The 26,603-nt window shown below is 70.7% G+C and carries 24 protein-coding genes; 21 read left to right on the top strand and 3 right to left on the bottom strand.

Annotation, left to right across the window (positions count from 1 at the left end):
• The 3 genes from secF to OHS82_RS34330 all read left to right on the top strand — a co-directional run bounded on the left by secF (position 1) and on the right by OHS82_RS34330 (position 4,356).
• Positions 1-1,110: a protein translocase subunit SecF gene (gene secF, locus OHS82_RS34320; protein ID WP_328435171.1), complete on the top strand. Its 1,110-nt coding sequence runs from the start codon at positions 1-3 to the stop codon at positions 1,108-1,110.
• On the top strand, positions 1,107-1,646 hold the full coding sequence (locus OHS82_RS34325; protein WP_057580358.1) for an adenine phosphoribosyltransferase: 540 nt from the start codon (positions 1,107-1,109) through the stop codon (positions 1,644-1,646). The genes secF and OHS82_RS34325 overlap by 4 nt, the downstream gene beginning before the upstream one ends.
• A 181-nt stretch (positions 1,647-1,827) precedes the next feature.
• Complete coding sequence (locus OHS82_RS34330) at positions 1,828-4,356, top strand: RelA/SpoT family protein (protein WP_328435172.1); 2,529 nt, start codon at positions 1,828-1,830, stop codon at positions 4,354-4,356.
• 93 nt (positions 4,357-4,449) lie between these two features.
• Here OHS82_RS34330 and OHS82_RS34335 read toward each other — a convergent pair whose 3' ends face one another.
• Positions 4,450-5,679 (bottom strand): DUF349 domain-containing protein, encoded by a 1,230-nt coding sequence (locus tag OHS82_RS34335; protein ID WP_328435173.1) that lies wholly within the window; start codon positions 5,677-5,679, stop codon positions 4,450-4,452.
• 155 nt (positions 5,680-5,834) lie between these two features.
• Positions 5,835-6,662, bottom strand: coding sequence for a peptidylprolyl isomerase (locus OHS82_RS34340; RefSeq protein WP_057580355.1), 828 nt, complete (start codon positions 6,660-6,662; stop codon positions 5,835-5,837).
• A 180-nt stretch (positions 6,663-6,842) separates the two neighbouring features.
• Between OHS82_RS34340 and OHS82_RS34345 the strand changes: the two genes are divergently transcribed.
• From OHS82_RS34345 to nusB, 18 genes are all read left to right on the top strand, one after another.
• Positions 6,843-7,559: an MBL fold metallo-hydrolase gene (locus OHS82_RS34345; RefSeq protein WP_057580354.1), complete on the top strand. Its 717-nt coding sequence runs from the start codon at positions 6,843-6,845 to the stop codon at positions 7,557-7,559.
• Positions 7,560-7,571: 12 nt separating this feature from the next.
• Positions 7,572-8,834: a histidine--tRNA ligase gene (gene hisS, locus OHS82_RS34350; RefSeq protein ID WP_057580353.1), complete on the top strand. Its 1,263-nt coding sequence runs from the start codon at positions 7,572-7,574 to the stop codon at positions 8,832-8,834.
• A gap of 349 nt (positions 8,835-9,183) precedes the next feature.
• Positions 9,184-9,843, top strand: coding sequence for a vitamin K epoxide reductase family protein (locus tag OHS82_RS34355; protein ID WP_057580352.1), 660 nt, complete (start codon positions 9,184-9,186; stop codon positions 9,841-9,843).
• A gap of 60 nt (positions 9,844-9,903) precedes the next feature.
• Complete coding sequence (locus tag OHS82_RS34360) at positions 9,904-11,259, top strand: replication-associated recombination protein A (RefSeq protein WP_057580351.1); 1,356 nt, start codon at positions 9,904-9,906, stop codon at positions 11,257-11,259.
• 298 nt (positions 11,260-11,557) lie between these two features.
• On the top strand, positions 11,558-12,172 hold the full coding sequence (rpsD, locus tag OHS82_RS34365) for a 30S ribosomal protein S4 (RefSeq protein ID WP_007491489.1): 615 nt from the start codon (positions 11,558-11,560) through the stop codon (positions 12,170-12,172).
• 186 nt (positions 12,173-12,358) lie between these two features.
• A complete protein-coding gene (locus OHS82_RS34370; RefSeq protein ID WP_057580350.1) occupies positions 12,359-12,799 on the top strand; it encodes a DUF948 domain-containing protein in 441 nt (146 codons plus the stop codon).
• A gap of 8 nt (positions 12,800-12,807) precedes the next feature.
• A complete protein-coding gene (locus tag OHS82_RS34375; protein WP_057580349.1) occupies positions 12,808-13,188 on the top strand; it encodes a hypothetical protein in 381 nt (126 codons plus the stop codon).
• Positions 13,188-15,860 (top strand): alanine--tRNA ligase, encoded by a 2,673-nt coding sequence (gene alaS, locus OHS82_RS34380; RefSeq protein ID WP_057580348.1) that lies wholly within the window; start codon positions 13,188-13,190, stop codon positions 15,858-15,860. Before OHS82_RS34375 ends, alaS begins: the two co-directional genes overlap by 1 nt.
• An 8-nt stretch (positions 15,861-15,868) precedes the next feature.
• Positions 15,869-16,333 carry a Holliday junction resolvase RuvX gene (gene ruvX, locus OHS82_RS34385; protein WP_057580347.1) on the top strand — a complete coding sequence of 155 codons (465 nt, stop codon included), beginning with the start codon at positions 15,869-15,871 and terminating at the stop codon, positions 16,331-16,333.
• Positions 16,334-16,456: 123 nt separating this feature from the next.
• Positions 16,457-18,262: an endolytic transglycosylase MltG gene (gene mltG, locus OHS82_RS34390; RefSeq protein ID WP_328435174.1), complete on the top strand. Its 1,806-nt coding sequence runs from the start codon at positions 16,457-16,459 to the stop codon at positions 18,260-18,262.
• Between the two features lie 121 nt (positions 18,263-18,383).
• On the top strand, positions 18,384-19,238 hold the full coding sequence (locus tag OHS82_RS34395; RefSeq protein ID WP_057580345.1) for a shikimate dehydrogenase: 855 nt from the start codon (positions 18,384-18,386) through the stop codon (positions 19,236-19,238).
• Positions 19,239-19,504: 266 nt separating this feature from the next.
• On the top strand, positions 19,505-20,689 hold the full coding sequence (gene aroC, locus OHS82_RS34400; RefSeq protein WP_057580344.1) for a chorismate synthase: 1,185 nt from the start codon (positions 19,505-19,507) through the stop codon (positions 20,687-20,689).
• Positions 20,686-21,201: a shikimate kinase gene (locus OHS82_RS34405; protein ID WP_057580343.1), complete on the top strand. Its 516-nt coding sequence runs from the start codon at positions 20,686-20,688 to the stop codon at positions 21,199-21,201. The genes aroC and OHS82_RS34405 overlap by 4 nt, the downstream gene beginning before the upstream one ends.
• Positions 21,198-22,292: a 3-dehydroquinate synthase gene (aroB, locus tag OHS82_RS34410; RefSeq protein ID WP_307041146.1), complete on the top strand. Its 1,095-nt coding sequence runs from the start codon at positions 21,198-21,200 to the stop codon at positions 22,290-22,292. Before OHS82_RS34405 ends, aroB begins: the two co-directional genes overlap by 4 nt.
• Positions 22,293-22,492: 200 nt before the next feature.
• Complete coding sequence (locus OHS82_RS34415; protein WP_079041351.1) at positions 22,493-23,392, top strand: Pro-rich N-terminal domain-containing protein; 900 nt, start codon at positions 22,493-22,495, stop codon at positions 23,390-23,392.
• Between the two features lie 91 nt (positions 23,393-23,483).
• Positions 23,484-24,590, top strand: coding sequence for an aminopeptidase P family protein (locus tag OHS82_RS34420; protein ID WP_057580341.1), 1,107 nt, complete (start codon positions 23,484-23,486; stop codon positions 24,588-24,590).
• Positions 24,591-24,636: 46 nt separating this feature from the next.
• On the top strand, positions 24,637-25,203 hold the full coding sequence (gene efp / locus OHS82_RS34425; protein ID WP_020117452.1) for an elongation factor P: 567 nt from the start codon (positions 24,637-24,639) through the stop codon (positions 25,201-25,203).
• 2 nt (positions 25,204-25,205) lie between these two features.
• A complete protein-coding gene (gene nusB, locus OHS82_RS34430) occupies positions 25,206-25,640 on the top strand; it encodes a transcription antitermination factor NusB (RefSeq protein WP_057580340.1) in 435 nt (144 codons plus the stop codon).
• A gap of 227 nt (positions 25,641-25,867) precedes the next feature.
• Here nusB and bldD read toward each other — a convergent pair whose 3' ends face one another.
• Positions 25,868-26,368, bottom strand: coding sequence for a transcriptional regulator BldD (bldD, locus tag OHS82_RS34435; protein WP_057580339.1), 501 nt, complete (start codon positions 26,366-26,368; stop codon positions 25,868-25,870).
• Positions 26,369-26,603 lie beyond the last annotated feature (235 nt).

Below are 26,603 nucleotides of genomic sequence, written 5' to 3' on the forward strand. Positions count from 1 at the left end.
ATGTCCAAACTCGGTAACCTCGGCGCCCGGCTGCACCGTGGCGAGATCAGCTACGACTTCATCGGGCACCGCAAGCTCTGGTACGGCATCTCGATCCTGATCACCATCACGGCCGTCCTCGGCCTGGCGGTGCGCGGCCTGAACATGGGCATCGACTTCCAGGGCGGCGCCGTCTTCACGACGGCGAAGGGCGGCAGTATCTCCGTCGCCCAGGCAGAGGAGGCGGCGAAGGCCGCTTCAGGCCACGACGCGGTCGTACAGAAGCTCGACAACGGCACGGTGCGCATCCAGATCGCCGGCATGGACATCCAGCAGTCCGACGCGATCAAGAACAAGCTCGCCGAGGACTTCAAGGTCAACCCGGAGACCATCGCCGCCGACCTCGTCGGTCCCAGCTGGGGCGACCAGATCGCCGGCAAGGCCTGGCAGGGCCTGGCGATCTTCATGGTCCTGGTGGTGATCTATCTGGCGATCGCCTTCGAGTGGCGGATGGCCATCGCCGCCCTCGTCGCCCTGATCCACGACATCACCATCACGGTCGGCATCTACGCCCTCGTCGGCTTCGAGGTCACGCCCGGCACGGTGATCGGTCTGCTGACCATCCTCGGTTACTCGCTGTACGACACGGTCGTCGTCTTCGACTCCCTCAAGGAGCAGACGAAGGACCTCACGAAGCAGACCCGCTTCACCTACAGCGAGGTCGCCAACCGCTCGATCAACGGCACCCTGGTCCGCTCCATCAACACCACGGTCGTCGCACTGCTGCCGGTGGCGGGCCTGCTGTTCATCGGCGGCGGCTTCCTCGGCGCGGGCACGCTCAACGACATCTCGCTGTCGCTGTTCGTCGGTCTCGCGGCGGGCGCCTACTCCTCGATCTTCATCGCCACGCCGCTCGTCGCCGACCTCAAGGAACTCGAGCCGCAGTACAAGGCGCTGAAGAAGCGCGTCCTCGCCAAGCGGGCCCAGTCCCCGGCCGAGGACGAGCGCGACGTGCCGGGCACCGCGGACGGTTACGACGAGGAGGACGCGACGCCGGCGGTCGTCGGCCCGCGCAACCAGCCCGCGTCCCGTGGCCGTGGCCGGGGCCGTCCGTCGGGGAAGCGACGGTGACCGGCGTGGAGGAGCTGCTCCTCAGCCGCATCCGGGACGTGGCCGACTACCCGGAGCCGGGCGTGATGTTCAAGGACATCACCCCGCTCCTGGCGGACCCGGCGGCGTTCACCGCGCTCACCGACGCGTTCGCGCAGATCGCCGAGCGCACCGGCGCCACCAAGGTCGTCGGCCTGGAAGCCCGTGGATTCATCCTGGGCGCTCCGGTCGCCGTCCGCGCCGGCCTCGGCTTCATCCCCGTGCGCAAGGCGGGCAAGCTCCCCGGAGCGACCCTCAGCCAGGCCTACGACCTGGAGTACGGCTCGGCCGAGATCGAGGTGCACGCGGAGGACCTGACCGCGGGCGACCGTGTGCTCATCGTCGACGACGTGCTCGCCACCGGCGGTACCGCGGAGGCGTCGATCCAGCTGATCCACCGTGCCGGAGCCGATGTGGCCGGGGTCGCGGTCCTGATGGAACTGGGCTTCCTCGCCGGTCGCCCCCGTCTGGAGGCGGCCCTGCGCGGGGCGCCCGTGGAGGCGCTGCTCACCATCTGAACGCGGTGTGCGCACCGCCGTGCACGAACGGGCGGGCCCCGGAGGAATCCGGCGCCCGCCCCTCGCGTTTCACCGGTACACGGCCCTCACACCGGCCTGGAGGCGATCCTGGAGCGCAGGATCGCTACGATGGGTGCTCCGGAGCCTGACCGGGGACCCGGATCGCGCACGAGGAGCCCTCTTGCCAGACGAGGCCCAGCACCTGACAGCCGCCAAGCCCGAGTCCGCCTCGGCGCCCGCGGCCACCCCCGCGTCGCAGGCGCCGGACGACAGCCGCGGCCCGGCCGAGCACGACCGTTCCGCGCCCGCCGACGGGCCGGCCGAGCAGCCCCGTCCCAAGCCGGCTCCGCCCGAAGGCACGACAGCGGCGCCCGCCGGCCGTCAGGCGCCCGCCCCGCAGCAGGCCGCCCGCTCCGGCTCCTCCAACCGCGTCCGCGCCCGTCTCGCCCGGCTCGGCGTCCAGCGCCAGAACCCGTACAACCCGGTCCTGGAGCCGCTGCTGCGGATAGTGCGCAGCAACGACCCGAAGATCGAGACGGCCACCCTGCGCCAGATCGAGAAGTCCTACCAGGTCGCCGAGCGCTGGCACCGCGGCCAGAAGCGCAAGAGCGGCGACCCGTACATCACCCACCCCCTCGCGGTGACCACGATCCTGGCCGAGCTGGGCATGGATCCGGCCACCCTCATGGCGGGCCTCCTGCACGACACCGTCGAGGACACCGAGTACGGCCTGGAGGACCTGCGCCGCGACTTCGGCGACCAGGTCGCCCTGCTCGTCGACGGCGTCACCAAGCTGGACAAGGTGAAGTTCGGCGAGGCCGCGCAGGCCGAGACCGTGCGCAAGATGGTCGTCGCCATGGCCAAGGACCCCCGGGTGCTGGTCATCAAGCTCGCGGACCGCCTGCACAACATGCGGACCATGCGCTACCTCAAGCGGGAGAAGCAGGAGAAGAAGGCGCGCGAGACCCTCGAGATCTACGCGCCCCTCGCCCACCGCCTGGGCATGAACACCATCAAGTGGGAGCTGGAGGACCTCGCCTTCGCGATCCTCTACCCCAAGATGTACGACGAGATCGTCCGCCTGGTCGCCGAGCGGGCCCCCAAGCGCGACGAGTACCTGGCCATAGTGACCGACGAGGTGCAGGCCGACCTGCGGGCCGCCCGCATCAAGGCGACCGTCACCGGCCGCCCGAAGCACTACTACAGCGTCTACCAGAAGATGATCGTCCGCGGCCGCGACTTCGCGGAGATCTACGACCTGGTGGGCATCCGCGTCCTCGTGGACACCGTCCGCGACTGCTACGCGGCGCTCGGCACCGTGCACGCGCGATGGAACCCGGTCCCCGGCCGGTTCAAGGACTACATCGCGATGCCCAAGTTCAACATGTACCAGTCGCTGCACACGACGGTCATCGGCCCGAACGGCAAGCCGGTCGAACTCCAGATCCGTACGTTCGACATGCACCGCCGCGCCGAGTACGGCATCGCCGCGCACTGGAAGTACAAGCAGGAGGCCGTCGCCGGCGCCTCGAAGGTGCGCTCGGACCAGCCGAGGACCACCGGCAAGGACGACCACCTCAACGACATGGCCTGGCTGCGCCAGCTCCTCGACTGGCAGAAGGAGACCGAGGACCCGGGCGAGTTCCTGGAGTCCCTGCGCTTCGACCTGTCGCGCAACGAGGTCTTCGTCTTCACGCCGAAGGGCGACGTGATAGCGCTCCCGGCCGGTGCGACACCGGTGGACTTCTCGTACGCGGTGCACACCGAGGTGGGCCACCGCACGATAGGAGCCCGGGTCAACGGGCGTCTCGTGCCGCTGGAGTCGACCCTGGACAACGGCGACCTGGTGGAGGTCTTCACCTCCAAGGCGGCCGGGGCGGGGCCGTCCAGGGACTGGCTCAACTTCGTCAAGTCACCGCGCGCCCGCAACAAGATCCGCGCCTGGTTCTCCAAGGAGCGCCGCGACGAGGCGATCGAGCAGGGCAAGGACGCCATCGTCCGCGCCATGCGCAAGCAGAACCTGCCGATCCAGCGCATCCTGACCGGCGACTCGCTGGTGACGCTCGCGCACGAGATGCGGTACTCGGACATCTCCGCGCTGTACGCGGCGATCGGCGAGGGCCATGTCTCCGCGCAGAACATCGTGCAGAAGCTCGTCCAGGCGCTCGGCGGCGAGGAGGCCGCCTCCGAGGAGATCGACGAGACGGTCCCGCCGTCCCGGAGCCGCGGCCGCAAGCGGCGCAGCAACCAGGATCCCGGTGTCGTTGTCAAGGGCGTCGACGACGTGTGGGTCAAGCTGGCCCGCTGCTGTACGCCCGTGCCCGGCGATCCCATCATCGGCTTCGTCACGCGGGGCAGCGGCGTATCGGTTCACCGCAGCGACTGCGTCAACGTGGAGTCACTGTCACGGGAGCCCGAACGGATCCTCGAGGTCGAGTGGGCGCCCACGCAGTCCTCGGTCTTCCTCGTCGCGATCCAGGTCGAGGCGCTCGACCGCTCCCGGCTCCTCTCGGACGTCACGCGCGTCCTGTCCGACCAGCACGTCAACATCCTCTCCGCGGCCGTCCAGACGTCCCGCGACCGGGTGGCCACCTCCCGCTTCACCTTCGAGATGGGCGACCCCAAGCATCTCGGGCACGTCCTGAAGGCCGTACGAGGCGTCGAGGGCGTCTACGACGTGTACCGGGTGACGTCGGCGCGCCGGCCGTAGAACGGCGGCGAGAACGCGGAAGCGGCCCCCGTACACCAGGTACGGGGGCCGCTTCGCTGCCTGCGGCCGGCCCTCGGAGGGCGCCGGCCCGCCTCAGCCGCCGAACTCGTGCAGACCCTTCAGAGCCTGGTCCAGCAGCGCCTGACGGCCCTCCAGCTCCCGCTCCAGCTTGTCGGCCTTCGCCGAGTTGCCCTGGGCGCGGGCCTGCTCGATCTGCGTCTTCAGCTTGTCCACGGCGCCCTGGAGCTGACCGGTGAGACCCGCGGCACGCGCGCGTGCCTCCGGGTTCGTCCGGCGCCACTCCGCCTCCTCGGACTCCTGGATCGCCCGCTCCACGGCGTGCATCCGGCCCTCGACCTTCGGGCGGGCGTCCCGCGGGACGTGGCCGATGGCCTCCCAGCGCTCGTTGATCGAACGGAACGCGGCCCGCGCCGCCTTCAGCTCGCCGATCGGGAGCAGCTTCTCGGCCTCCTCGGCCAGCTCCTCCTTGAGCTTCAGGTTCTCCGTCTGCTCCGCGTCCCGCTCGGCGAAGACCGAGCTGCGGGCGGCGAAGAAGACGTCCTGGGCGCCGCGGAAGCGGTTCCACAGATCGTCCTCGTGCTCACGCTGGGCACGGCCGGCGGCCTTCCAGTCCGCCATCAGCTCGCGGTAGCGCGCGGCGGTCGGACCCCAGTCCGTCGAACCGGACAGGCCCTCGGCCTCGGAGACCAGCCGCTCCTTGATCCGGCGGGCCTCCTCGCGCTGTGCGTCCAGCTGCGCGAAGTGCGCCTTGCGGCGCTTGGAGAACGCCGAGCGCGCGTGCGAGAAGCGGTGCCACAGTTCGTCGTCCGACTTGCGGTCGAGCCGGGGCAGCCCCTTCCACGTGTCCACCAGCGCGCGCAGCCGCTCACCGGCGGCCCGCCACTGGTCGGACTGCGCGAGCTGCTCCGCCTCGGTGACCAGGTCCTCCTTGGCGTGCCGGGCCTGGTCGGACTGCTTCGCCCGCTGCTGCCTGCGCTCCTCGCGCCGCGACTCGACGGTCGACACCAGCTTGTCCAGCCGCTCCCGCAGCGCCTGCAGATCACCGACGGCGTGGTGCGCGTCCACCTGCTCGCGGATGTGGTCGATCGCGACCTGAGCGTCCTTCGCCGAGAGGTCGGTGGTCTGCACTCGCTTCTCGAGGAGGCCGATCTCGACAACCAGGCCCTCGTACTTGCGCTCGAAGTAGGCCAGCGCCTCCTCGGGGGAGCCTGCCTGCCACGAACCGACCACCTGCTCGCCGTCGGCGGTACGCACGTACACGGTCCCCGTCTCGTCGACGCGGCCCCACGGGTCGCTGCTCACAGCGCCTCCTCCACATGATGCCTCCGAGGGGCCTCAGGGCCCCTGGGCATCGTCCACAGTTTCGTCACGGCCAACATAGGCGACCGGCAGGCCGCCTGTCCGCATCCCGCACGACCGAAATTGGGCAGTTGACCGCCCTGGCCACCGGTTCGTCGTCAGGACTTCGTGACCGTCGCCTTGTTGATCACGACCGTCGCGTTCGGGGCGCCGTCGCCCGCGCCGGTGTTCTCGCCCGCGGCGGCGATCTTCTTCAGAACCTTCATGCCTTCGGGCGACACGGTGCCGAACGGCGTGTAGCTGGGCGGCAGCTGACTGTCCTGGTAGACGAGGAAGAACTGGCTGCCGCCGGTGTGCGCCTGCCCCGTGTTGGCCATCGCGACCGTGCCCGCCGGGTAGACGTTCGCCTTCAGGGAGGCGTCCTTCAGGTTCTCGTCGGGAATCGTGTAGCCGGGACCGCCGCTGCCGCTGCCCGTCGGGTCGCCGCACTGCAGCACGTAGATCCCGTTGGTGGTGAGGCGGTGGCACTTGGTGTGGTCGAAGTAGCCCTTGCCGGCGAGGAAGCCGAACGAGTTCACCGTGTGCGGCGCGGCCTTCGCCTTGAGCGCTATGCCGATGTCACCGCAGGTCGTCGCGAGCGTCATCGTGTACTTGGCCGACGAGTCGATCGTGACCGCCGGCTCCTTCTTCCAGGTCTGCGTCTTGACCGCACCGGCGGCGGGCTTCTCGCACGGGTCCTTGGCGGCACTGGCGCTGGGCGCGGCGGACGGCGTCGTGTCCGAACTCGCGTTCGCCTTGTCCTTGCCGTCGTCCTTCAGGACACCCGTCGTGTACAGCGCCAGGCTGCCGATGACGATCACGCCGAGCACCGACGCGATCACCGAGTTGCGCATACGGGCCTTGCGTCGGGCGCTCGTGCGCCGCTGCTGCTGCCGCAAGAACTTCTCCCGGGCGAGCTGACGCTTCCGCTGTTCCTGGGTGACCACCGGGTTCTCTCCTCATGCGTCTCGTACGTCGACTGGGACGCGTGCGTCTTGTGAGCCGACCGCCTGCGTGTGTCCCGTACCGTATATGGGTTCGCTGAGGAAACGGCAGCGCCGGTAGGCTCTGACCACTGGCGCAGCGGCCCAGATGCCCACGCGTATCGACACAAACGAAGGACGATCGTGCTCATTGCCGGGTTCCCCGCCGGAGCCTGGGGGACGAACTGTTATCTCGTCGCCCCGGCTGCAGGCGAGGAGTGCGTGATCATCGACCCGGGCCACCAGGCGGCCCCCGGCGTCGAGGAAGCGATCAGAAAGCATCGGCTGAAGCCCGTGGCCGTCGTCCTCACCCATGGTCACATCGACCATGTGGCCTCGGTCGTCCCGGTGTGCGGCGCGCACGACGTGCCGGCCTGGATCCACCCCGAGGACCGCTACATGATGAGCGACCCCGAGAAGGCGCTGGGCCGGTCCATCGGGATGCCGCTGATGGGCGAGCTCACCGTGGGGGAGCCGGACGACGTCCGCGAGCTCACCGACGGCGCCGGGTTGGACCTGGCCGGACTGCAGTTCTCCGTCGCGCACGCGCCGGGCCATACCAGGGGGTCGGTGACCTTCCGGATGCCGGAGACGACCGACGTCCCGTCGGTGTTCTTCTCCGGGGACCTGCTGTTCGCCGGCTCCATCGGACGCACCGACCTGCCCGGCGGCGACATGGCCGAGATGCTCGACTCGCTGGCCCGCGTGTGCCTGCCGCTCGACGACTCGACCGTGGTGCTGTCCGGCCACGGCCCCCAGACGACCATCGGCCAGGAGCGCGCCGCCAACCCGTATCTGCGGCAGGTGGCGGCCGGCGGCCAGGGAGCGGGTTCGCCCACCCCTCCCCGACGAGGAATGTGACGAGAGACTTCCGTGAGCACCTTTCAGGCCCCCAAGGGCACGTACGACCTGATCCCGCCGGACAGCGCCCAGTACCTGGCCGTCCGCGAGGCCATCGCCGCCCCGCTGCGCAACTCCGGTTACGGATACGTCGAGACGCCCGGCTTCGAGAACGTCGAACTGTTCGCGCGCGGTGTCGGTGAGTCGACCGACATCGTCACCAAGGAGATGTACGCCTTCGAGACCAAGGGCGGCGACAGGCTGGCCCTGCGTCCCGAGGGCACCGCGTCCGTGCTGCGCGCCGCTCTGGAGGCCAACCTGCACAAGGTGGGCAACCTGCCGGTCAAGCTCTGGTACTCCGGGTCGTACTACCGGTACGAGCGTCCTCAGAAGGGCCGTTACCGCCACTTCTCCCAGGTGGGCGCCGAGGCGATCGGCGCGGAGGACCCGGCGCTGGACGCCGAGCTGATCATCCTGGCGGACCAGGCGTACCGCTCCCTGGGGCTGCGCAACTTCCGCATTCTCCTCAACAGCCTCGGCGACAAGGAGTGCCGCCCGGTCTACCGGGAGGCGCTCCAGAACTTCCTGCGCGGCCTCGACCTCGACGAGGACACGCTGCGCCGCGCGGAGATCAACCCGCTCCGGGTGCTCGACGACAAGCGCGAGTCGGTCCAGAAGCAGCTCGGGGAGGCGCCGCTGCTGCGCGACTACCTCTGCGACGCCTGCAAGGCGTACCACGAGGAGGTGCGCGAGCTGATCACCGCGGCGGGCGTCGCCTTCGAGGACGACCCCAAGCTGGTCCGCGGTCTGGACTACTACACGCGCACGACCTTCGAGTTCGTCCACGACGGACTGGGCTCGCAGTCCGCGGTGGGCGGCGGAGGCCGTTACGACGGCCTCTCGGAGATGATCGGCGGCCCCGCGCTGCCCTCGGTGGGCTGGGCGCTGGGCGTCGACCGCACGGTCCTTGCGCTGGAGGCGGAGGGTGTGGAGCTCAGGCTGCCCGCCTCGACCTCCGTGTACGCGGTGCCGCTCGGCGAGGAGGCCCGCCGGGTGCTCTTCGCCAAGGTCACCGAACTGCGCAAGCTCGGCGTCGCGGCCGACTTCGCCTATGGCGGCAAGGGCCTCAAGGGCGCCATGAAGAGCGCCAACCGCAGCGGGGCGCGCTACACCGTCGTCGCCGGCGAACGCGACCTCGCCGAGGGCGTCGTCCAGCTCAAGGACATGGAGTCCGGCGAGCAGACGGCGGTAGGCGTCAACGAGATCGTGGCCGAACTGGAGTCGAGGCTCGGATAGCGGTTCACGGGGACGCCGGGGCTGTCGCCCGGCGTCCCCGCCCGCATCCGCCGTCAACTCCACGGGCCGCGGTTCCTCTTCCGGGTGAGGGCGACGCGTGAGCGTCCCGCGCGTGTGCTCACCTCCGGGTCCGCCACCGGCGCTCCGCGGCCCGGCCGCACGCCGGCCGGGTGCGTCTGCCGTGAGGGTTCGGGGTGTGTTGTCATGCTTCGAGCGTCGGCCGGAACCGAACGCCCGGGGGCGGCCGCACGTAGTTCCTTATGTCCACCGAACGGTGGACGGTCGGCCTTGTGCGGCACAATGGCCCCTGCCCGAAGATGGTCCAACTCTCAAGTGACGGATCGGCGTGATGAGCAAGACGACAGTGAAAGACGCCTCCACGGAGTCCGAGCCCGAGCACGCGGCGGCGGTCGAGCCACGGACGGTGGGCGCCGGCCGTGGGTTCGCGATCCTGCTGCTGATCACCGGCGCGGCCGGTCTGCTCGCCGCGTGGGTCATCACGATCGACAAGTTCAAGATCCTCGAGGCCAAGGTCGCGGGCACGACCTTCACGCCCGGCTGCAGCATCAACCCGGTCATCTCCTGCGGCAGCATCATGGAGAGCAAGCAGGCGTCCGTCTTCGGCTTCCCCAACCCGATGCTCGGCCTCGTCGCCTACGGCATGGTGATCTGCGTCGGCATGAGCCTGCTGGCCCGGGCCCGCTTCCCGCGCTGGTACTGGCTGACCTTCAACTTCGGCACGCTCTTCGGCGTGGCCTTCTGCACCTGGCTGCAGTACCAGTCGCTGTACAAGATCAACGCCTTGTGCCTGTGGTGCTCGCTGGCCTGGGTCGCGACGATCACCATGTTCTGGTACGTCACCTCGTTCAACGTGCGCAACGGCTTCCTCCCCGCCCCCGCAGGGCTGAAGCGGTTCTTCGGCGAGTTCACCTGGGTCCTGCCGGTCACCCACGCCGGCATCATCGCGATGCTGATCCTGACCCGCTGGGGCGCCGACCTCTGGGCCTGACCGCGGCCCCGCACGGGCGGCCGGAGGGGACTGTCGTACCCCTGACGTAGGCTCCGAGGTGTGGAGCCCGACCTGTTCACCGCCGCAGCGGAAGACCGCCAGGAGAAGGACCCCGCCGGGAGCCCCCTGGCGGTCCGGATGCGTCCGCGCACCCTCGACGAGGTGGTGGGCCAGCAGCATCTGCTGAAGCCCGGCTCGCCCCTGCGCCGCCTGGTCGGCGAGGGCGCGAAAGGCCCGGCCGGCCCCTCCTCCGTGATCCTCTGGGGACCGCCGGGCACGGGGAAGACGACCCTCGCGTACGTGGTCTCCAAGGCCACCAACAAGCGGTTCGTCGAGCTGTCCGCCATCACCGCCGGCGTCAAGGAGGTCCGTGCCGTCATCGACGGCGCCCGCCGCGCCATCGGCGGCTACGGCAAGGAGACCGTCCTCTTCCTCGACGAGATCCACCGCTTCAGCAAGGCCCAGCAGGACTCCCTCCTGCCGGCCGTCGAGAACCGCTGGGTGACGCTGATCGCGGCGACCACCGAGAACCCCTACTTCTCGGTCATCTCGCCCCTGCTCTCCCGCTCCCTCCTGCTGACCCTCGAGCCCCTCACCGACGGCGACCTCCGCGACCTGGTCGGGCGCGCCCTGTCCGACGACCGCGGCCTCAAGGACGCCGTCACCCTCCCCGCGGACGCCGAGGCCCATCTCCTGCGCATCGCCGGCGGCGACGCCCGGCGCGCCCTCACGGCCCTGGAGGCCGCCGCCGGCGCCGCGCTCGACCAGGACGAGACCGAGATCAGCCTTCGGACACTGGAGCAGACGGTCGACCGCGCGGCCGTGAAGTACGACCGCGACGGCGACCAGCACTACGACGTCGCCAGCGCCCTCATCAAGTCCATCCGCGGCTCGGACGTCGACGCGGCCCTGCACTACCTGGCCCGCATGATCGAGGCGGGCGAGGACCCCCGCTTCATCGCCCGCCGCCTGATGATCTCCGCCAGCGAGGACGTCGGCCTCGCCGACCCGAACGCACTGCCGATCGCGGTCGCCGCCGCCCAGGCCGTCGCCATGATCGGCTTCCCCGAGGCCGCCCTCACCCTCAGCCACGCCACCATCGCCCTCGCCCTGGCGCCCAAGTCCAACGCCGCGACCACCGCGATCGGCGCCGCCCTGGACGACGTCCGCAAGGGGCTGGCCGGGCCCGTCCCCCCGCATCTGCGGGACGGCCACTACAAGGGGGCCGCCAAACTCGGGCACGCCCAGGGGTACGTGTACCCGCACGACCTGCCCGAGGGCATCGCCGCCCAGCAGTACGCGCCGGACGCGATCCACGGCCGGGAGTACTACACCCCCACCCGGCACGGCGCCGAGGCCCGCTACGCGGACGCGGTCGAGTGGACCAGAACGCACCTCGGTCGGAACGGGTCCTGAGCACCCTGTAGAATCCCTCGGAGTGCTGCGTCCCGTGCAGTCAGAACGGGACAGTCAGCCGGAGCACCGGTCCCTCGGACCGGCTCCAGGAGCGTCGCGCACCGTCGAAGGTGTCGCGGGCAGCCCATCACCACCCGGAATCCGGGATCGGTCGGTGGGCAACTCGCGTGCTGCACGTATGTGCCCAGACCAGGGGAGCGGCTGCCCGACAGGTCCCGAGCGGACCCGGCGGGTTTCCCCGGCTGCGGATTGCGACCTCCCTCAACCCTGACAAGCCGAAACCAGGAAACGAGAGACAGTGGCGAACCAGTCCCGCCCCAAGGTGAAGAAGTCGCGTGCCCTCGGCATCGCGCTGACCCCGAAGGCCGTCAAGTACTTCGAGGCCCGCCCCTACCCGCCGGGCGAGCACGGCCGCGGCCGCAAGCAGAACTCGGACTACAAGGTCCGTCTGCTCGAGAAGCAGCGTCTGCGCGCGCAGTACGACGTGTCCGAGCGTCAGCTCGTCCGCGCCTACGAGCGTGCCTCCAAGGTCCAGGGCAAGACCGGTGAGGCCCTGATCATCGAGCTCGAGCGCCGTCTCGACGCGCTGGTCCTGCGTTCGGGCATCGCCCGCACGATCTACCAGGCCCGTCAGATGGTCGTGCACGGCCACATCGAGGTCAACGGTCAGAAGACCGACAAGCCCTCGTTCCGTGTCCGTCCCGACGACGTCGTGATGGTCCGCGAGCGCAGCCGTGAGAAGACCCTCTTCTCCATCGCCCGCGAGGGCGGCTTCGCCCCCGACGGCGAGACCCCGCGCTACCTCCAGGTGAACCTCAAGGCCCTGGCGTTCCGCCTGGACCGTGAGCCGAACCGCAAGGAGATCCCGGTGATCTGCGACGAGCAGCTCGTCGTCGAGTACTACGCCCGCTGATCCCCGCCCGGATCGGCCCGCGGCGGTCGTAGCACCTCCGCACTCCGGCCCGTCGTCCCCCCGCCCTTCGGAGCGGGCGGGGCGACGGGCTTTTGCACGCCCCTAATCCGGTACGGAACGCCGGTGGCGGCGCGATAGGCTCGCCTCCAGAGATAGGTGTTCGTCGGCCGAGGGAGCGGGTGCGCAGTGTCCGGTGGAGAGGTGGCCGGCATTCTGGTGGCCGTGTTCTGGGCGATCCTGGTCTCCTTCCTCGCCGTCGCGCTGGCGAGGCTGGCCCAGACGCTCAGGGCGACCACCCGGCTGGTCGCGGACGTGACCGAACAGGCCGTCCCGCTGCTGGCCGACGCCTCCGCCGCCGTGCGCTCCGCGCAGACCCAGATCGACCGGGTCGACGCCATCGCCAGCGATGTCCAGGAGGTCACGTCGAACGCGTCGGCGCTCTCCACCACGGTCGCCTCCACCTTCGGCGGGCCCCTGGTGAAGGTCGCCGCGTTCGGCTACGGCGTCCGCCGGGCCCTCGGCGGCCGTAAGGAAGACGCGCCCGCGAGGGAGCCCCGGCGGACCGTCATCGTGGGCCGCACGGTCTCCCGGCGGGAGAAGCGCAAGCCCCGTGGAAAGAGGGACTGAGACCAGCGATGTTCCGCCGTACCTTCTGGTTCAGCACGGGCGTCGCCGCCGGTGTCTGGGCCACCACCAAGGTCAACCGCAAGCTCAGGCAGCTGACCCCCGAGAGCCTCGCCGCGACCGCGGCCGACAAGGCCCTCGAGACGGGAGCACGCCTCAAGGACCGCGCGGTGGGCTTCGCGCTCGACGTCCGCGACAACATGGCCCGGCGGGAGGCCGAGCTGGGGGAGGCGCTGGGGATCCGCGAGGACCCCGCACTGCCCGCCCCCAGGCGGTACCCCGCCATCGAGAACCGCACCCACCCGCAGCACCGCACCCGACAGCACGACCGCGACAACCCGAAGTACATCGAGAACACGACGTACTCGAACGACCGGAATGAGGACCACTGATGGAGTCGGCCGAGATCCGCCGCCGCTGGCTGAGCTTCTACGAGGAGCGCGGGCACACCGTCGTCCCTTCGGCGTCGCTCATCGCGGACGACCCGACTCTGCTCCTGGTCCCCGCCGGCATGGTCCCGTTCAAGCCGTACTTCCTCGGCGAGGTGAAGCCGCCGTGGTCGCGCGCCACCAGCGTGCAGAAGTGCGTGCGCACGCCCGACATCGAAGAGGTCGGCAAGACCACCCGGCACGGCACGTTCTTCCAGATGTGCGGCAACTTCTCCTTCGGCGACTACTTCAAGGAAGGCGCCGTCAAGTACGCCTGGGAGCTGCTCACCAGCCCCCAGGACAAGGGCGGTTACGGCCTGGAGCCGGAGAAGCTCTGGATCACGGTCTACCAGGACGACGACGAGGCCGAGCGCATCTGGCACGAGGTCGTCGGCGTGCCCAAGGAGCGCATCCAGCGCCTCGGCATGAAGGACAACTACTGGTCCATGGGCGTCCCCGGCCCGTGCGGACCGTGTTCCGAGATCAACTACGACCGCGGCCCCGAGTTCGGCGTCGAGGGCGGCCCCGCCGTCAACGACGAGCGGTACGTGGAGATCTGGAACCTCGTCTTCATGCAGTACGAGCGCGGGGAGGGCATCGGCAAGGACAACTTCGAGATCCTCGGCGAGCTGCCCAGCAAGAACATCGACACGGGCCTCGGCCTGGAGCGCCTCGCCATGATTCTGCAGGGCGTGCAGAACATGTACGAGATCGACACCTCCATGGCCGTCATCAAGAAGGCCACCGAGCTGACCGGCGTCGCGTACGGCGAGGCCCACGACTCGGACGTCTCGCTGCGCGTGGTCACCGACCACATGCGCACCTCCGTGATGCTCATCGGTGACGGCGTCACTCCGGGCAACGAGGGCCGCGGCTATGTGCTGCGCCGCATCATGCGCCGCGCCATCCGCAACATGCGCCTCCTCGGCGCCACCGGCCTCGTCGTCAAGGACCTCATCGACACGGTCATCGAGATGATGGGCCAGCAGTACCCGGAGCTGGTCACCGACCGCGAGCGCATCGAGAAGGTCGCCCTCGCCGAGGAGAACGCCTTCGTCAAGACGCTCAGGGCCGGCACCAACATCCTCGACACGGCCATCACCGAGGCCAAGGCCGCCGGCGGCCGGGTCCTCGCCGGCGACAAGGCCTTCCTGCTCCACGACACCTGGGGCTTCCCGATCGACCTCACCCTGGAGATGGCCGCCGAGCAGGGGCTGTCCGTGGACGAGGACGGCTTCCGCCGTCTGATGAAGGAACAGCGGGACAAGGCCAAGGCCGACGCCCAGGCCAAGAAGACCGGCCACGCCGGCACGGGCGCCTACCGCGAGATCGCCGACAGGGCCGGCGAGACCGACTTCATCGGGTACTCCGACACCGAGGGCGAGTCCACGATCGTCGGCATCCTCGTCGACGGCGCCTCCTCCCCGGCCGCCACCGAGGGCGACGAGGTCGAGATCGTCCTCGACCGCACCCCGTTCTACGCCGAGGGCGGCGGCCAGATCGGCGACACCGGCCGGATCAAGGTCGACACCGGCGCCGTCGTCGAGATCCGCGACACCCAGAAGCCCGTCCCCGGCGTGTACGTGCACAAGGGCGTCGTCCAGTTCGGCGAGGTGACGGTCGGAGCCAAGGCCCACGCCTCGATCGACGGCCGCCGCCGTACGGCCATCGCCCGCGCCCACTCGGCCACCCACCTCACCCACCAGGCGCTGCGCGACGCCCTCGGCCCGACGGCCGCCCAGGCCGGCTCCGAGAACCAGCCCGGCCGCTTCCGCTTCGACTTCGGCTCCCCGGCCGCCGTTCCGACGGCCGTGATGACCGACGTCGAGCAGAAGATCAACGAGGTGCTCGCCCGCGACCTGGACGTCCAGGCCGAGGTCATGGGCATCGACGAGGCCAAGAAGCAGGGCGCCATCGCCGAGTTCGGCGAGAAGTACGGCGAGCGTGTCCGGGTCGTCACCATCGGCGACTTCTCCAAGGAGCTGTGCGGCGGCACGCACGTGCACAACACCGCCCAGCTCGGCCTGGTGAAGCTGCTCGGCGAGTCGTCGATCGGCTCGGGCGTGCGCCGCATCGAGGCCCTGGTCGGCGTCGACGCCTACAACTTCCTGGCCCGTGAGCACACGGTCGTCGCCCAGCTCCAGGAGCTGATCAAGGGCCGTCCGGAGGAGCTCCCGGAGAAGGTCTCCGCCATGCTCGGCAAGCTGAAGGATGCCGAGAAGGAGATCGAGAAGTTCCGCGCCGAGAAGGTCCTCCAGGCCGCCGCCGGTCTCGTGGAGTCCGCCAAGGACGTCCGCGGGGTCGCCGTGGTCACCGGCCAGGTCCCGGACGGCACCACGCCGGACGACCTTCGCAGGCTGGTCCTCGACGTGCGCGGCCGCATCCAGGGTGGACGGGCCGCGGTGGTCGCCCTGTTCACGGTCAACAACGGCAAGCCGCTGACGGTCATCGCCACCAACGAGGCCGCCCGCGAGCGCGGACTCAAGGCCGGCGAACTGGTCCGCACGGCCGCCAAGACCCTCGGCGGCGGCGGTGGCGGCAAGCCCGACGTGGCCCAGGGCGGCGGCCAGAACCCGGCCGCGGTCGGCGACGCCGTCGACGCCGTCGAGCGGCTCGTGGCGGAAACGGCCAAGTGAGCAGTCCCATGCGCAAGGGCCGTCGACTCGCGATCGACGTCGGGGACGCCCGGATCGGGGTCGCCTCGTGCGACCCCGACGGGATCCTCGCCACCCCGGTGGAGACGGTCCCCGGCCGGGACGTGCCGGCGGCCTACCGGCGGCTCGGACAGCTGATCGAGGAATACGAGCCGATCGAGGTCGTGGTGGGTCTTCCTCGCTCCCTCAAGGGGGGCGAGGGCCCGGCCGCGGCGAAGGTGCGCGGTTTCGCACAGGAACTGGCGAACAAAATCGCCCCCGTATCCGTACGTCTGGTGGACGAGCGGATGACGACCGTGACGGCAAGTCAGGGACTGCGGGCATCGGGGGTGAAGTCGAAGAAGGGCAGATCGGTCATCGACCAGGCAGCCGCTGTGATCATCCTTCAGCAGGCGCTGGAATCCGAACGGGTGTCAGGTAAAGCACCGGGCGAGGGCGTCGAAGTGGTCATCTGATCGCGATACGGTAACGTTCCGCGCGATGCGGGGCTGTTCGAACAGTCGCCGCACAGAGAGAGGCGGAACGGTGACGGGCTCGCGAAGGCTTCGTGTCCACCGCCTCGCGGCTCTAGGGGATCGATGACTGAGTATGGCCGGGGCCCCGGCTCCGAACCGTGGCATCCGGAGGACCCGTTGTACGGGGACGGCGGATGGGAAGGGCAGCAGGCCCACCCGGGTCATCAGCCTGCCTACGGCGGCCAGCAGCAGCAACACCACTACCCGCAGGGTCAGCAGCCACAGGGTCAGCAGCAGCCGCAGCAGCAGGGGTACGGCGACTGGGGCCAGGGGCACGCGCAGCAGTACGACCCGCAGTACCAGGGCTACGACCAGCAGCAGTACATGGGCCAGGAGCAGCAGCAGTACGCCCAGCAGAACCAGCAGCCCTACCACCAGGGGTACCAGGAGGGCGGCTGGGACGGCACGGGCACCCATGCCCACGTCCCGTACGCGGCCGATCCCGGCGACCCCTACGGTCAGCAGGCCGCGGCCTACGGCGCCCAGCAGCCCGACTTCTACGGCACCCCGGACGCGTATCCGCCGCCGGAGCCGCCCAACCGGCGGCAGTCGGCGCCGGAGCCCGAACCGGAGGCGGCGGCCGCGCCGGAACCGGAGCCGGGGCAGAAGACCGACTGGGATCCCGGTCCCGACCAGGGCGAGCACGCGTTCTTCGCGGGTGGCGGGGGCCAGGACGACGAGGGCGAGGACGAGGACGACGGCGACGAGCCGGAGGGGCGCGGCGAGCGGCGGGGACGCGGCGGGAAAGGCGCCAAGGGCGGCAAGGGTTCCAAAGGGGCCGAAGGCAAGAAGAGCCGTAACGGCACCGCGTGCCTGATCGTCGTCCTGGTGTTCACCGGCGGTCTCGGCGGAGTGGGCTACTTCGGCTACCAGTTCTACCAGAATCGTTACGGCGCGGCCCCGGACTTCGCGGGCGACGGCTCCGGCACGGCGGTGACCGTCGAGATTCCCAAAGGCGCGGGCGGATATGACATCGGCCGCATTCTGAAGGCGGCCGGCGTCGTCGAGAGCGTCGACGCATTCGTCTCGGCGCAGCAAGGAAATCCCAAGGGTAAAACGATTCAGGACGGCGTCTACACGTTGCAGAAACGTATGTCTGCGGCGAGTGCGGTCGAGCTGCTGCTCAGCCCGAAGAGCCGTAGCAACCTCGTCATCGCCGAGGGGCTGCGCAACTCCAAGGTCTACACCATGATCGACAAGCGTCTCGAAGTGGCGGCGGGAACCACCGCGGGGGTCGCCAAGAAGTCGTACAAGACGCTCGGCCTGCCCGCCTGGGCGCTCAACCGGCCCGATCTGAAGGACCCGCTGGAAGGATTCCTCTACCCGTCCAGCTACGCCGTCTCCAAGGGCCAGAAGCCCGATGCCGTCCTGAAGAAGATGGTCGCTCGGGCCGCGGAGAAGTACCAGGAGTTCGACCTGGACAAGAAGGCCTCCGCCCTGGGCCTCGACGGTCCGTGGCAACTGCTGACCGTGGCGAGCCTGGTGCAGGCGGAGGGCACGAGCCACGACGACTTCCGCAAGATGGCCGAGGTGGTCTACAACCGCCTCAAGCCCGGAAACCCCCAGACGTACGGCTCGTTGGAGTTCGACTCCACGTACAACTACGTGAAGAACCAGAGCAAGATCGACCTGTCCATCGCCGAACTGCGGAATTACGACAACCCGTACAACACCTATCACGAGAAGGGCCTGCCGCCGGGGCCCATCGACAATCCCGGCGACGACGCGCTGAAGGGCGCGCTCAACCCGACGCACGACGGCTGGTACTACTTCCTCTCGACGGACGGCAAGAGCAGCAAGTTCACCAAGACGCTCGCCGAGCACGAGAAGCTGGTCAACGCGTGGAATGCGAGCAAGGGAAAGAACTGACGTCCGTCCGGGTGTGCGCAGAGTTCGACGACAGGACAACGGCGGGCGTCGGGCGGGTGGTCGGCCGCTCCGCGCCACCTGCCCCGGGCGGTGCGCCGTGAAGGCTCAAGGACTGGTTTCCATGGCAGCAGCAGAAGCAACCGACGCCCGCAGGGCCGCCGTCCTCGGCAGCCCCATCGCCCACTCCCTCTCCCCGGCGCTGCACCGCGCCGCGTACGAGGCGCTGGAGCTCACCGGCTGGACGTACGACCGCTTCGAGGTGGACGAGGAGGCGCTGCCCGCCTTCGTCGACGCACTCGGCGCGGAGTGGGCCGGACTCTCGCTGACCATGCCGCTGAAGCGCGCGGTCATCCCGCTGCTCGACGAGATCACCGAGACGGCGGCCTCCGTCGAGGCGGTCAACACCCTCGTCCTCACCGAGGACGGCCGCCGGGTCGGCGACAACACCGACATCCCCGGCATGGTCGCGGCGCTGCGCGAGCGCGGCGTCGAACAGGTCGAGTCGGCCGCGATCCTCGGCGCGGGAGCCACCGCGTCCTCGGCGCTGGCCGCTCTGTCCCGGGTCTGCGCCGGCGAGATCGTCGCCTACGTCCGCAGCGAGGCCCGGGCCGCCGAGATGCGGCAGTGGGGCGCACGGCTCGACGTCGACGTGCGGATCGCCGACTGGGCGGACGCCGCCGACGCCCTGCGCTTCCCGCTGGTCGTCGCGACCACCCCGGCCGGGGCCACCGACGCGCTGGCGGCCTCGGTGCCCGAACGCCCGGCCACCCTCTTCGACGTGCTCTACGACCCGTGGCCGACCGAGCTGGCCGCCCGCTGGTCCATGTTCGGCGGCGCCGTCGTCAGCGGCCTCGACCTGCTGGTGCACCAGGCGGTGCTCCAGGTGGAGCAGATGACCGGCCGGGCCCCGGCCCCCGTGGAGGCCATGCGCACGGCCGGAGAACACGCGCTGAGCGCCCGGCGGCAGTCGCCCTGACCGGCGCTCGGCCCCTCCACGCGGTCCGGGCCGGTGACGCTCCCGCGGCGAGCCGCGCGCCCACGTCGCCCCTGTCCCGTCCGGAGCGCTCTTCGCCCCCGTGACGCCGTGCCGTCCGGTTGGTGGACCGACGGCCGGGTCCGGTCCCGGGACGTGGGAGGATCGAAGGCGGCGGGCCAGGGCCGCGCACCCGGTCACGCCGACGACGTACGCGACGTAAGCGCGTGCGCAGAGCAGTACCAGGGCGCGAGCACTGAGGAGCATCGTTGAGCAGGCTGCGTTGGCTGACCGCGGGGGAGTCCCACGGTCCCGCACTTGTCGCGACGCTGGAGGGCCTTCCCGCCGGCGTGCCGATCACCACGGAGATGGTCGCCGACCACCTCGCGCGGCGGCGGCTCGGCTATGGGCGCGGTGCGCGTATGAAGTTCGAGCGCGACGAGGTCACCTTCCTCGGCGGTGTCCGGCACGGCCTGACCATGGGCTCCCCGGTGGCCGTCATGGTGGGCAACACGGAGTGGCCGAAGTGGGAGCAGGTGATGGCCGCAGACCCGGTCGACCCCGAGATCCTCGCCGGCCTGGCCCGCAACGCCCCGCTCACCCGGCCGCGCCCCGGCCACGCCGACCTCGCCGGGATGCAGAAGTACGGCTTCGACGAGGCCCGGCCGATCCTCGAGCGCGCCTCCGCCCGGGAGACGGCCGCCCGGGTCGCGCTCGGCGCGGTGGCCCGGTCGTACCTCAAGGAGACGGCCGGCATCGAGATCGTCTCCCACGTCGTCGAGCTGGCCGCCGCGAAGGCGCCCTACGGTGTGTACCCGACCCCCGCCGACGTCGAGAAGCTGGACGCGGACCCGGTGCGCTGCCTGGACGCGGACGCCTCGAAGGCGATGGTCGCGGAGATCGACCAGGCCCACAAGGACGGCGACACCCTCGGCGGGGTCGTCGAGGTGCTGGCGTACGACGTCCCGGTCGGCCTCGGCTCGCACGTGCACTGGGACCGCCGGCTGGACGCCCGGCTGGCCGCCGCGCTGATGGGCATTCAGGCGATCAAGGGCGTCGAGGTCGGTGACGGCTTCGACCTCGCGCGCGTGCCCGGTTCGAAGGCCCACGACGAGATCCTCGCCACCGGCGACGGGATCAGGCGCGCCTCCGGCCGCTCCGGCGGCACCGAGGGCGGGCTGACCACCGGCGAGCTGCTGCGCGTGCGCGCGGCGATGAAGCCGATCGCGACCGTGCCGCGGGCCCTGCAGACGGTGGACGTCGCCACGGGCGAGGCGACGCAGGCGCACCACCAGCGATCCGACGTGTGCGCGGTCCCGGCCGCCGGGATCGTCGCCGAGGCGATGGTCGCGCTGGTGCTGGCGGACGCGGTGGCGGAGAAGTTCGGCGGTGACAGCGTCACCGAGACCCGCCGCAACGTGCGGTCGTACCTCGACAACCTGCACATCCGATGAGCGGGCCGCTGGTCGTCCTGGTCGGCCCGATGGGCGTCGGCAAGTCCACCGTCGGGCAGCTGCTCGCCGAACGGGTCGGTGTCGGCTACCGGGACACCGACGACGACATCGTCGCCGAGCAGGGCCGCAGCATCGCGGAGATCTTCGTCGACGAGGGTGAGGACGCGTTCCGCGCGATCGAGAAGCTCGCCGTGCGGCGCGCGCTCGGCGAGCACGACGGCGTCCTGGCACTCGGCGGCGGCGCGATCCTGGACGCCGACACCCGCGGCCTGCTGGCCGGGCGGCGCGTGGTCTACCTGGCCATGGACGTCGAGGAGGCCGTCAGGCGCACCGGGCTGGGCGTGGCCCGTCCGCTGCTCGCGGTGAACCCGCGCAAGCAGTGGCGCGAGCTGATGGACGCCCGCCGTCCTCTCTACGAGAGCGTGGCCACGGTGGTGGTCACGACGGACGGTCGTACGCCCGAAGAGGTCGGTCAGATCGCCCTGGACGCTTTGGAGTTGAAGGAAGCATGAGCAGCGAGTCAGTGACCCGGATCCAGGTCGGCGGCAGTGCGGGCACCGACCCGTACGAGGTCCTGATCGGCCGCGCCCTGCTGGGTGAGCTCGCCGGGCTGATCGGCGACCGGGTCAAGCGGGTCGCGGTGATCCACCCCGAGGCGCTGGCCGAGACCGGCGACGCGCTCCGCGCCGATCTCGCCGGGCAGGGGTACGAGGCCGTCGCGATCCAGGTGCCGAACGCGGAGGAGGCCAAGACCGCGGAGGTCGCCGCCTACTGCTGGAAGGCGCTCGGTCAGTCCGGCTTCACCCGCTCGGACGTCGTGGTGGGCGTCGGCGGCGGCTCCACCACCGACCTCGCCGGGTTCGTCGCCGCGACCTGGCTGCGGGGGGTGCGCTGGATCGCCGTCCCGACGACCGTGCTCGCCATGGTCGACGCGGCCGTCGGCGGCAAGACCGGCATCAACACCGCCGAGGGGAAGAACCTCGTCGGTTCGTTCCACCCGCCGGCCGGCGTGCTGTGCGACCTGGCGGCGCTCGACTCCCTCCCGGTGAACGACTACGTCTCCGGGCTCGCCGAGATCATCAAGGCCGGGTTCATCGCCGACCCGGTGATCCTCGAGCTGATCGAGTCCGACCCCGAGGCGGCGCGCACCCCGGCGGGCCCGCACACCGCGGAGCTCATCGAACGCTCCATCAGGGTCAAGGCGGACGTGGTGTCCTCGGATCTGAAGGAGTCGGGCCTGCGGGAGATCCTCAACTACGGCCACACCCTCGCGCACGCCATCGAGAAGAACGAGCGCTACAAGTGGCGGCACGGCGCGGCGGTCTCCGTCGGCATGCACTTCGCCGCGGAACTGGGCCGCCTCGCCGGCCGGCTGGACGACGCGACGGCCGACCGCCACCGCACCGTGCTGGAGTCGGTGGGCCTGCCGCTGCACTACCGCCACGACCAGTGGCCCAAGCTGCTGGAGACCATGAAGGTCGACAAGAAGTCCCGCGGCGACCTGCTGCGGTTCATCGTCCTGGACGGACTGGCCAGGCCCACCGTCCTCGAGGGTCCCGACCCGGCGGTGCTGCTCGCCGCGTACGGCGAGGTGGGCGAGTAGCCCGACGGGAAGCGCGGCCCCGCACCCCCGGTCCCGCACCCCCGGTCCCGCGCCGCCGGAATCCGCCTGCCGCATCGGGCACTTCCGACCGCCCCCGGCCGTTCACCGAACGACGACCGGGGGCGGTACCGTTCAGTTCCGAAGGGGGCCGCGGCCCCACGACCAGCGCCCATCGCCTGTACGAGACGGAGTGGCACCGGATGCAGCACGCAGTGGGTTCTCCGCTGCCGCCGCCCCACCAGCCGGGGCACGGTCCGGCCGTCGGCTGGCCGCCGGCCGCACATCACCCGGGCCCGCACCAGCCGGGCAGCGCACCCCCACCGCAGCCGGGCCGTCTCGGGGCGCCCTCGGGCCCGGTCCCGCCGGCCCCGCACCCGCCGGTGCCGCCCGTGCCGCACCCGCCCGCTCCGCAGCACGCCCCGGCCCCGCAGCACGCTCCGGCCCCGCCGGGCCCCGACGTCACCGGGCATGTGCCGCTGCCCCCGGGCGGTCCGGTCCCCATGCCCAGCGCGCCGCCCGCCCCGATCGTCCCCGACCCGGCGGCGACCACGCTCGCGGTGCTGCTGATCGGGCCGGCCGGGGCCGGCAAGACCAGCGTCGCCAAGTTCTGGGCCGATCACCGCAGGGTGCCGACCGCGCACGTCAGCCTCGACGACGTGCGCGAATGGGTCCGCTCGGGCTTCGCCGACCCGCAGTCCGGGTGGAACGACCACTCCGAGGCCCAGTACCGCCTGGCCCGCCGCACCTGCGGCTTCGCCGCGCGCAACTTCCTGGCCAACGGCATCTCGTGCATCCTGGACGACGCGATCTTCCCCGACCGCCCGGCCGTCGGCCTCGGAGGCTGGAAACGACACGTGGGCCCCGGCCTGCTGCCCGTCGTGCTGCTGCCGGGACTGGAGGTCGTCCTGGAGCGCAACGCCGAGCGCGCCGGCAACCGCCGCCTCAGCGACGAGGAGGTGGCCCGGATCCACGGCCGCATGGCCGGCTGGTACGGCTCCGGCCTGCCGATCATCGACAACTCCCAGCTGGACGTCCCCACCACCGCGAGGGTCCTGGACGACGTCCTGGCGCGGGCGATCGCCAGCCCCCCGAAGTGGTAGCGGACCGGGCCGAGGACAGCTGAGGGGCCGGCCCGTCCCCCGAACGCCTCTCCAACCGGCGTGATCCGGCCGACGCTCCTAGGCTCGACTCATGTCAGAGGTCTACGCGTCCCGCCGAACCCGCCTGCGCGAGCGCTGCAACGCGGCCGGAAGCGCGGCTGCGCTCGTCTCCCGCCCGGCCAACGTGAGGTATCTCGCGGGCGCCGCCCCGCAGGGCGCCGTCCTGCTGCTCGGCCGGAGCGAGGATCTCCTCGTCTGCTCCGGGCCGCCCGACGACCGCCCGGGCGAGGGCCGGCCGGACGAGTCCCTGCGGGTCCACAGCCTGCCCCACGCCGGAGGGGATCCGGCGGTCGCCGCCGCCGACCTGCTCACGGCCCAGGGCGGTGACTCCCTGGCGCTCGAGGAGCATCACCTGACGATGGTCCGCCACCGCGAGCTGCGCTCCGTGGCGCCCCGACTGCGCCTCGCCGACCTGGGCTGCGCGGTCGAACAGCTCAGAGTGGTGAAGGACGAGGAGGAGATCTCCTGTCTGCGGATCGGCGCCGAGATCGCCGACCAGGCGCTGGGGGAGCTGCTGGAGTCGATCCTGGTCGGGCGCACCGAGCGGCACCTCGCCCTGGAACTGGAGCGGCGACTCGTCGACCACGGCGCCGACGGCCCGGCTTTCACCACCTCCGTCGCCACCGGGCCGAACTCCGGGCGCCGCGGCCACCGGCCCACCGACCGGCGCGTCGAGGAGGGCGACTTCCTCTCCGTCTGTCTGGGCGCGGCCTACCGCGGCTACCGCTGCGAGATCGGCCGCACGTTCGTGATCGGCACGTCTCCCGCAGACTGGCAGATCGAGCTGTACGACCTCGTCTTCGCCGCTCAGCGGGCCGGACGGGAGGCCCTGGCGCCCGGCGTCGCCTGCCGCGACGTGGACCGGGCGGCACGCCAGATCCTGGACTCCGCGGGGTACACCGAAGGCCTTCCGGTGCTCACCGGGCACGGTGTCGGACTGGAAATCGAAGAGGACCCGCAGTTGACCCCCGCGGCCATGGGTAAACTGGACGCTTGCGTGCCGGTCACCGTCGAACCCGGGGTACACCTCCCGGGCCGGGGCGGCGTCCGGATCGATGACACGCTCGTCGTGCGCCCCGAGGCGGACGGCGGACCCGAGCTACTCACCATCACGACCAAGGAGCTGCTCGCGCTGTAGGAGTGCGTGCCCCGGGGTCGTCGTCAGTCCAGGAGATTCCGCAACCGTGGCTTCCACGAACGACCTCAAGAACGGCCTGGTGCTCAAGCTGGAAGGCGGGCAGCTCTGGTCCGTCGTCGAGTTCCAGCACGTCAAGCCCGGCAAGGGCCCCGCATTCGTGCGCACCAAGCTCAAGAACGTGCTTTCCGGCAAGGTCGTCGACAAGACGTTCAACGCCGGCGTCAAGGTCGAGACCGCCACTGTCGACAAGCGCGACATGCAGTTCTCGTACATGGACGGCGAGTACTTCGTCTTCATGGACATGGAGACCTACGACCAGCTCATGGTCGACCGCAAGGCCGTCGGAGACGCGGCCAACTTCCTGATCGAGGGCTTCACGGCCACCGTCGCGCAGCACGAGGGCGAGGTGCTCTTCGTGGAGCTGCCGGCCGCCGTCGAGCTCGTGGTGCAGGAGACCGAGCCGGGTCTGCAGGGCGACCGCTCCACCGGCGGCACCAAGCCCGCCACCCTGGAGACCGGTCACCAGATCCAGGTCCCGCTCTTCATCACCACCGGTGAGAAGATCAAGGTCGACACCCGCACCAGCGACTACCTCGGCCGGGTGAACAGCTAACCGTGGCTGCCCGCAACACGGCCCGCAAGCGCGCCTTCCAGATCCTCTTCGAGGGCGACCAGCGCGGAGTCGACGTCCTGACGGTTCTCGCGGACTGGATCCGGCTCTCCCGGGCCGACACCCGGCAGCCGCCGGTCAGCGAGTTCACCATGCAGCTGGTCGAGGGCTACGCGGAGCACGCGCGGCGCATCGACGAGCTGATCGCCCAGTACGCGGTCGGCTGGACGCTCGACCGGATGCCGGTCGTCGACCGCAACCTGCTGCGTCTCGGCGCCTACGAGCTCATCTGGGCCGACGGGACGCCGGACGCGGTCGTCCTCGACGAGATGGTGCAGCTGGCGAAGGAGTTCTCCACGGACGAGTCGCCCTCGTTCGTCAACGGTCTGCTGGGCAGACTCAAGGAGCTCAAGCCGTCGCTGCGCCGAACCGGCGAGTAGGTCGACGGGAGAGCCGGCGAACCGCGGGTCCCACGGGGCCTGCGGGCCGCCTGTGGCTCGTCGCGCAGCTCCCGCGCCCCCTCGGGGGCGCGAACACGCCGGAGGGCCCACAGCGCAGGCTGTGGGCCCTCCGGCGTGGTACGGACCAAGCCGGGGTGGCCGCAACCATCAGGTTCCGGCCACCCCGGCGGCACGTTTCTGCAGAGCTCTGCGGGCCCGCTGGGGCCTCAGGCCTCCTCGTGGGCGACCGCGCGCCGCGCGTCCGCGTCCAGCACGCCCCAGTTGATCAGCTGCTCGGTCAGGACCGACGGCGACTGGTCGTAGATGACGGCGAGGGTGCGCAGGTCGTCCTGGCGGATCGACAACACCTTGCCGTTGTAGTCGCCGCGCTGGGACTGGATCGTGGCCGCGTACCGCTGCAGCGGGCCGGCCTTCTCGACCGGCACGTGGGCCAGTCGCTCCAGGTCCAGGACCAGCTTCGGCGGGGGCTCGGCCGCCCCGCCCGGCGTGGTGCCCGGCAGCAGTTCCTGCACGGGAACGCCGTAGAAGTCCGCCAGCTCGGCAAGACGCTGCACGGTCACGGCACGGTCGCCGCGCTCGTACGAACCGACCACGACCGCCTTCCAGCGTCCCTGGGACTTCTCCTCGACACCGTGGAGGGAAAGGCCCTGCTGGGTGCGGATGGCCCGGAGCTTGGCCCCGAGCTGCTTGGCGTATTCGCTGGACATATAGCTCCCGGCAATGGGTCGACGCGGCACGAGCCGCGTGCTGGTAACTCACTGTGAGGTTACGCAGCGTGATTCTTCTGCGTCAAGCCGAATGGTCCACACCGACTCTTCCGTGGTATCGATGGCCGATTGGGCCAAGGGGGTGATCAGGGGCGCCCCTCGGGCCTGGTACCGTGGATGGCGCAAATCCGACGTCCTTTAAGGTCCGTCCCGTGAGGCGGAGAAGGAGGTCCGT

The organism is Streptomyces sp. NBC_00425 (assembly GCF_036030735.1).
Lineage (GTDB): Bacteria > Actinomycetota > Actinomycetes > Streptomycetales > Streptomycetaceae > Streptomyces.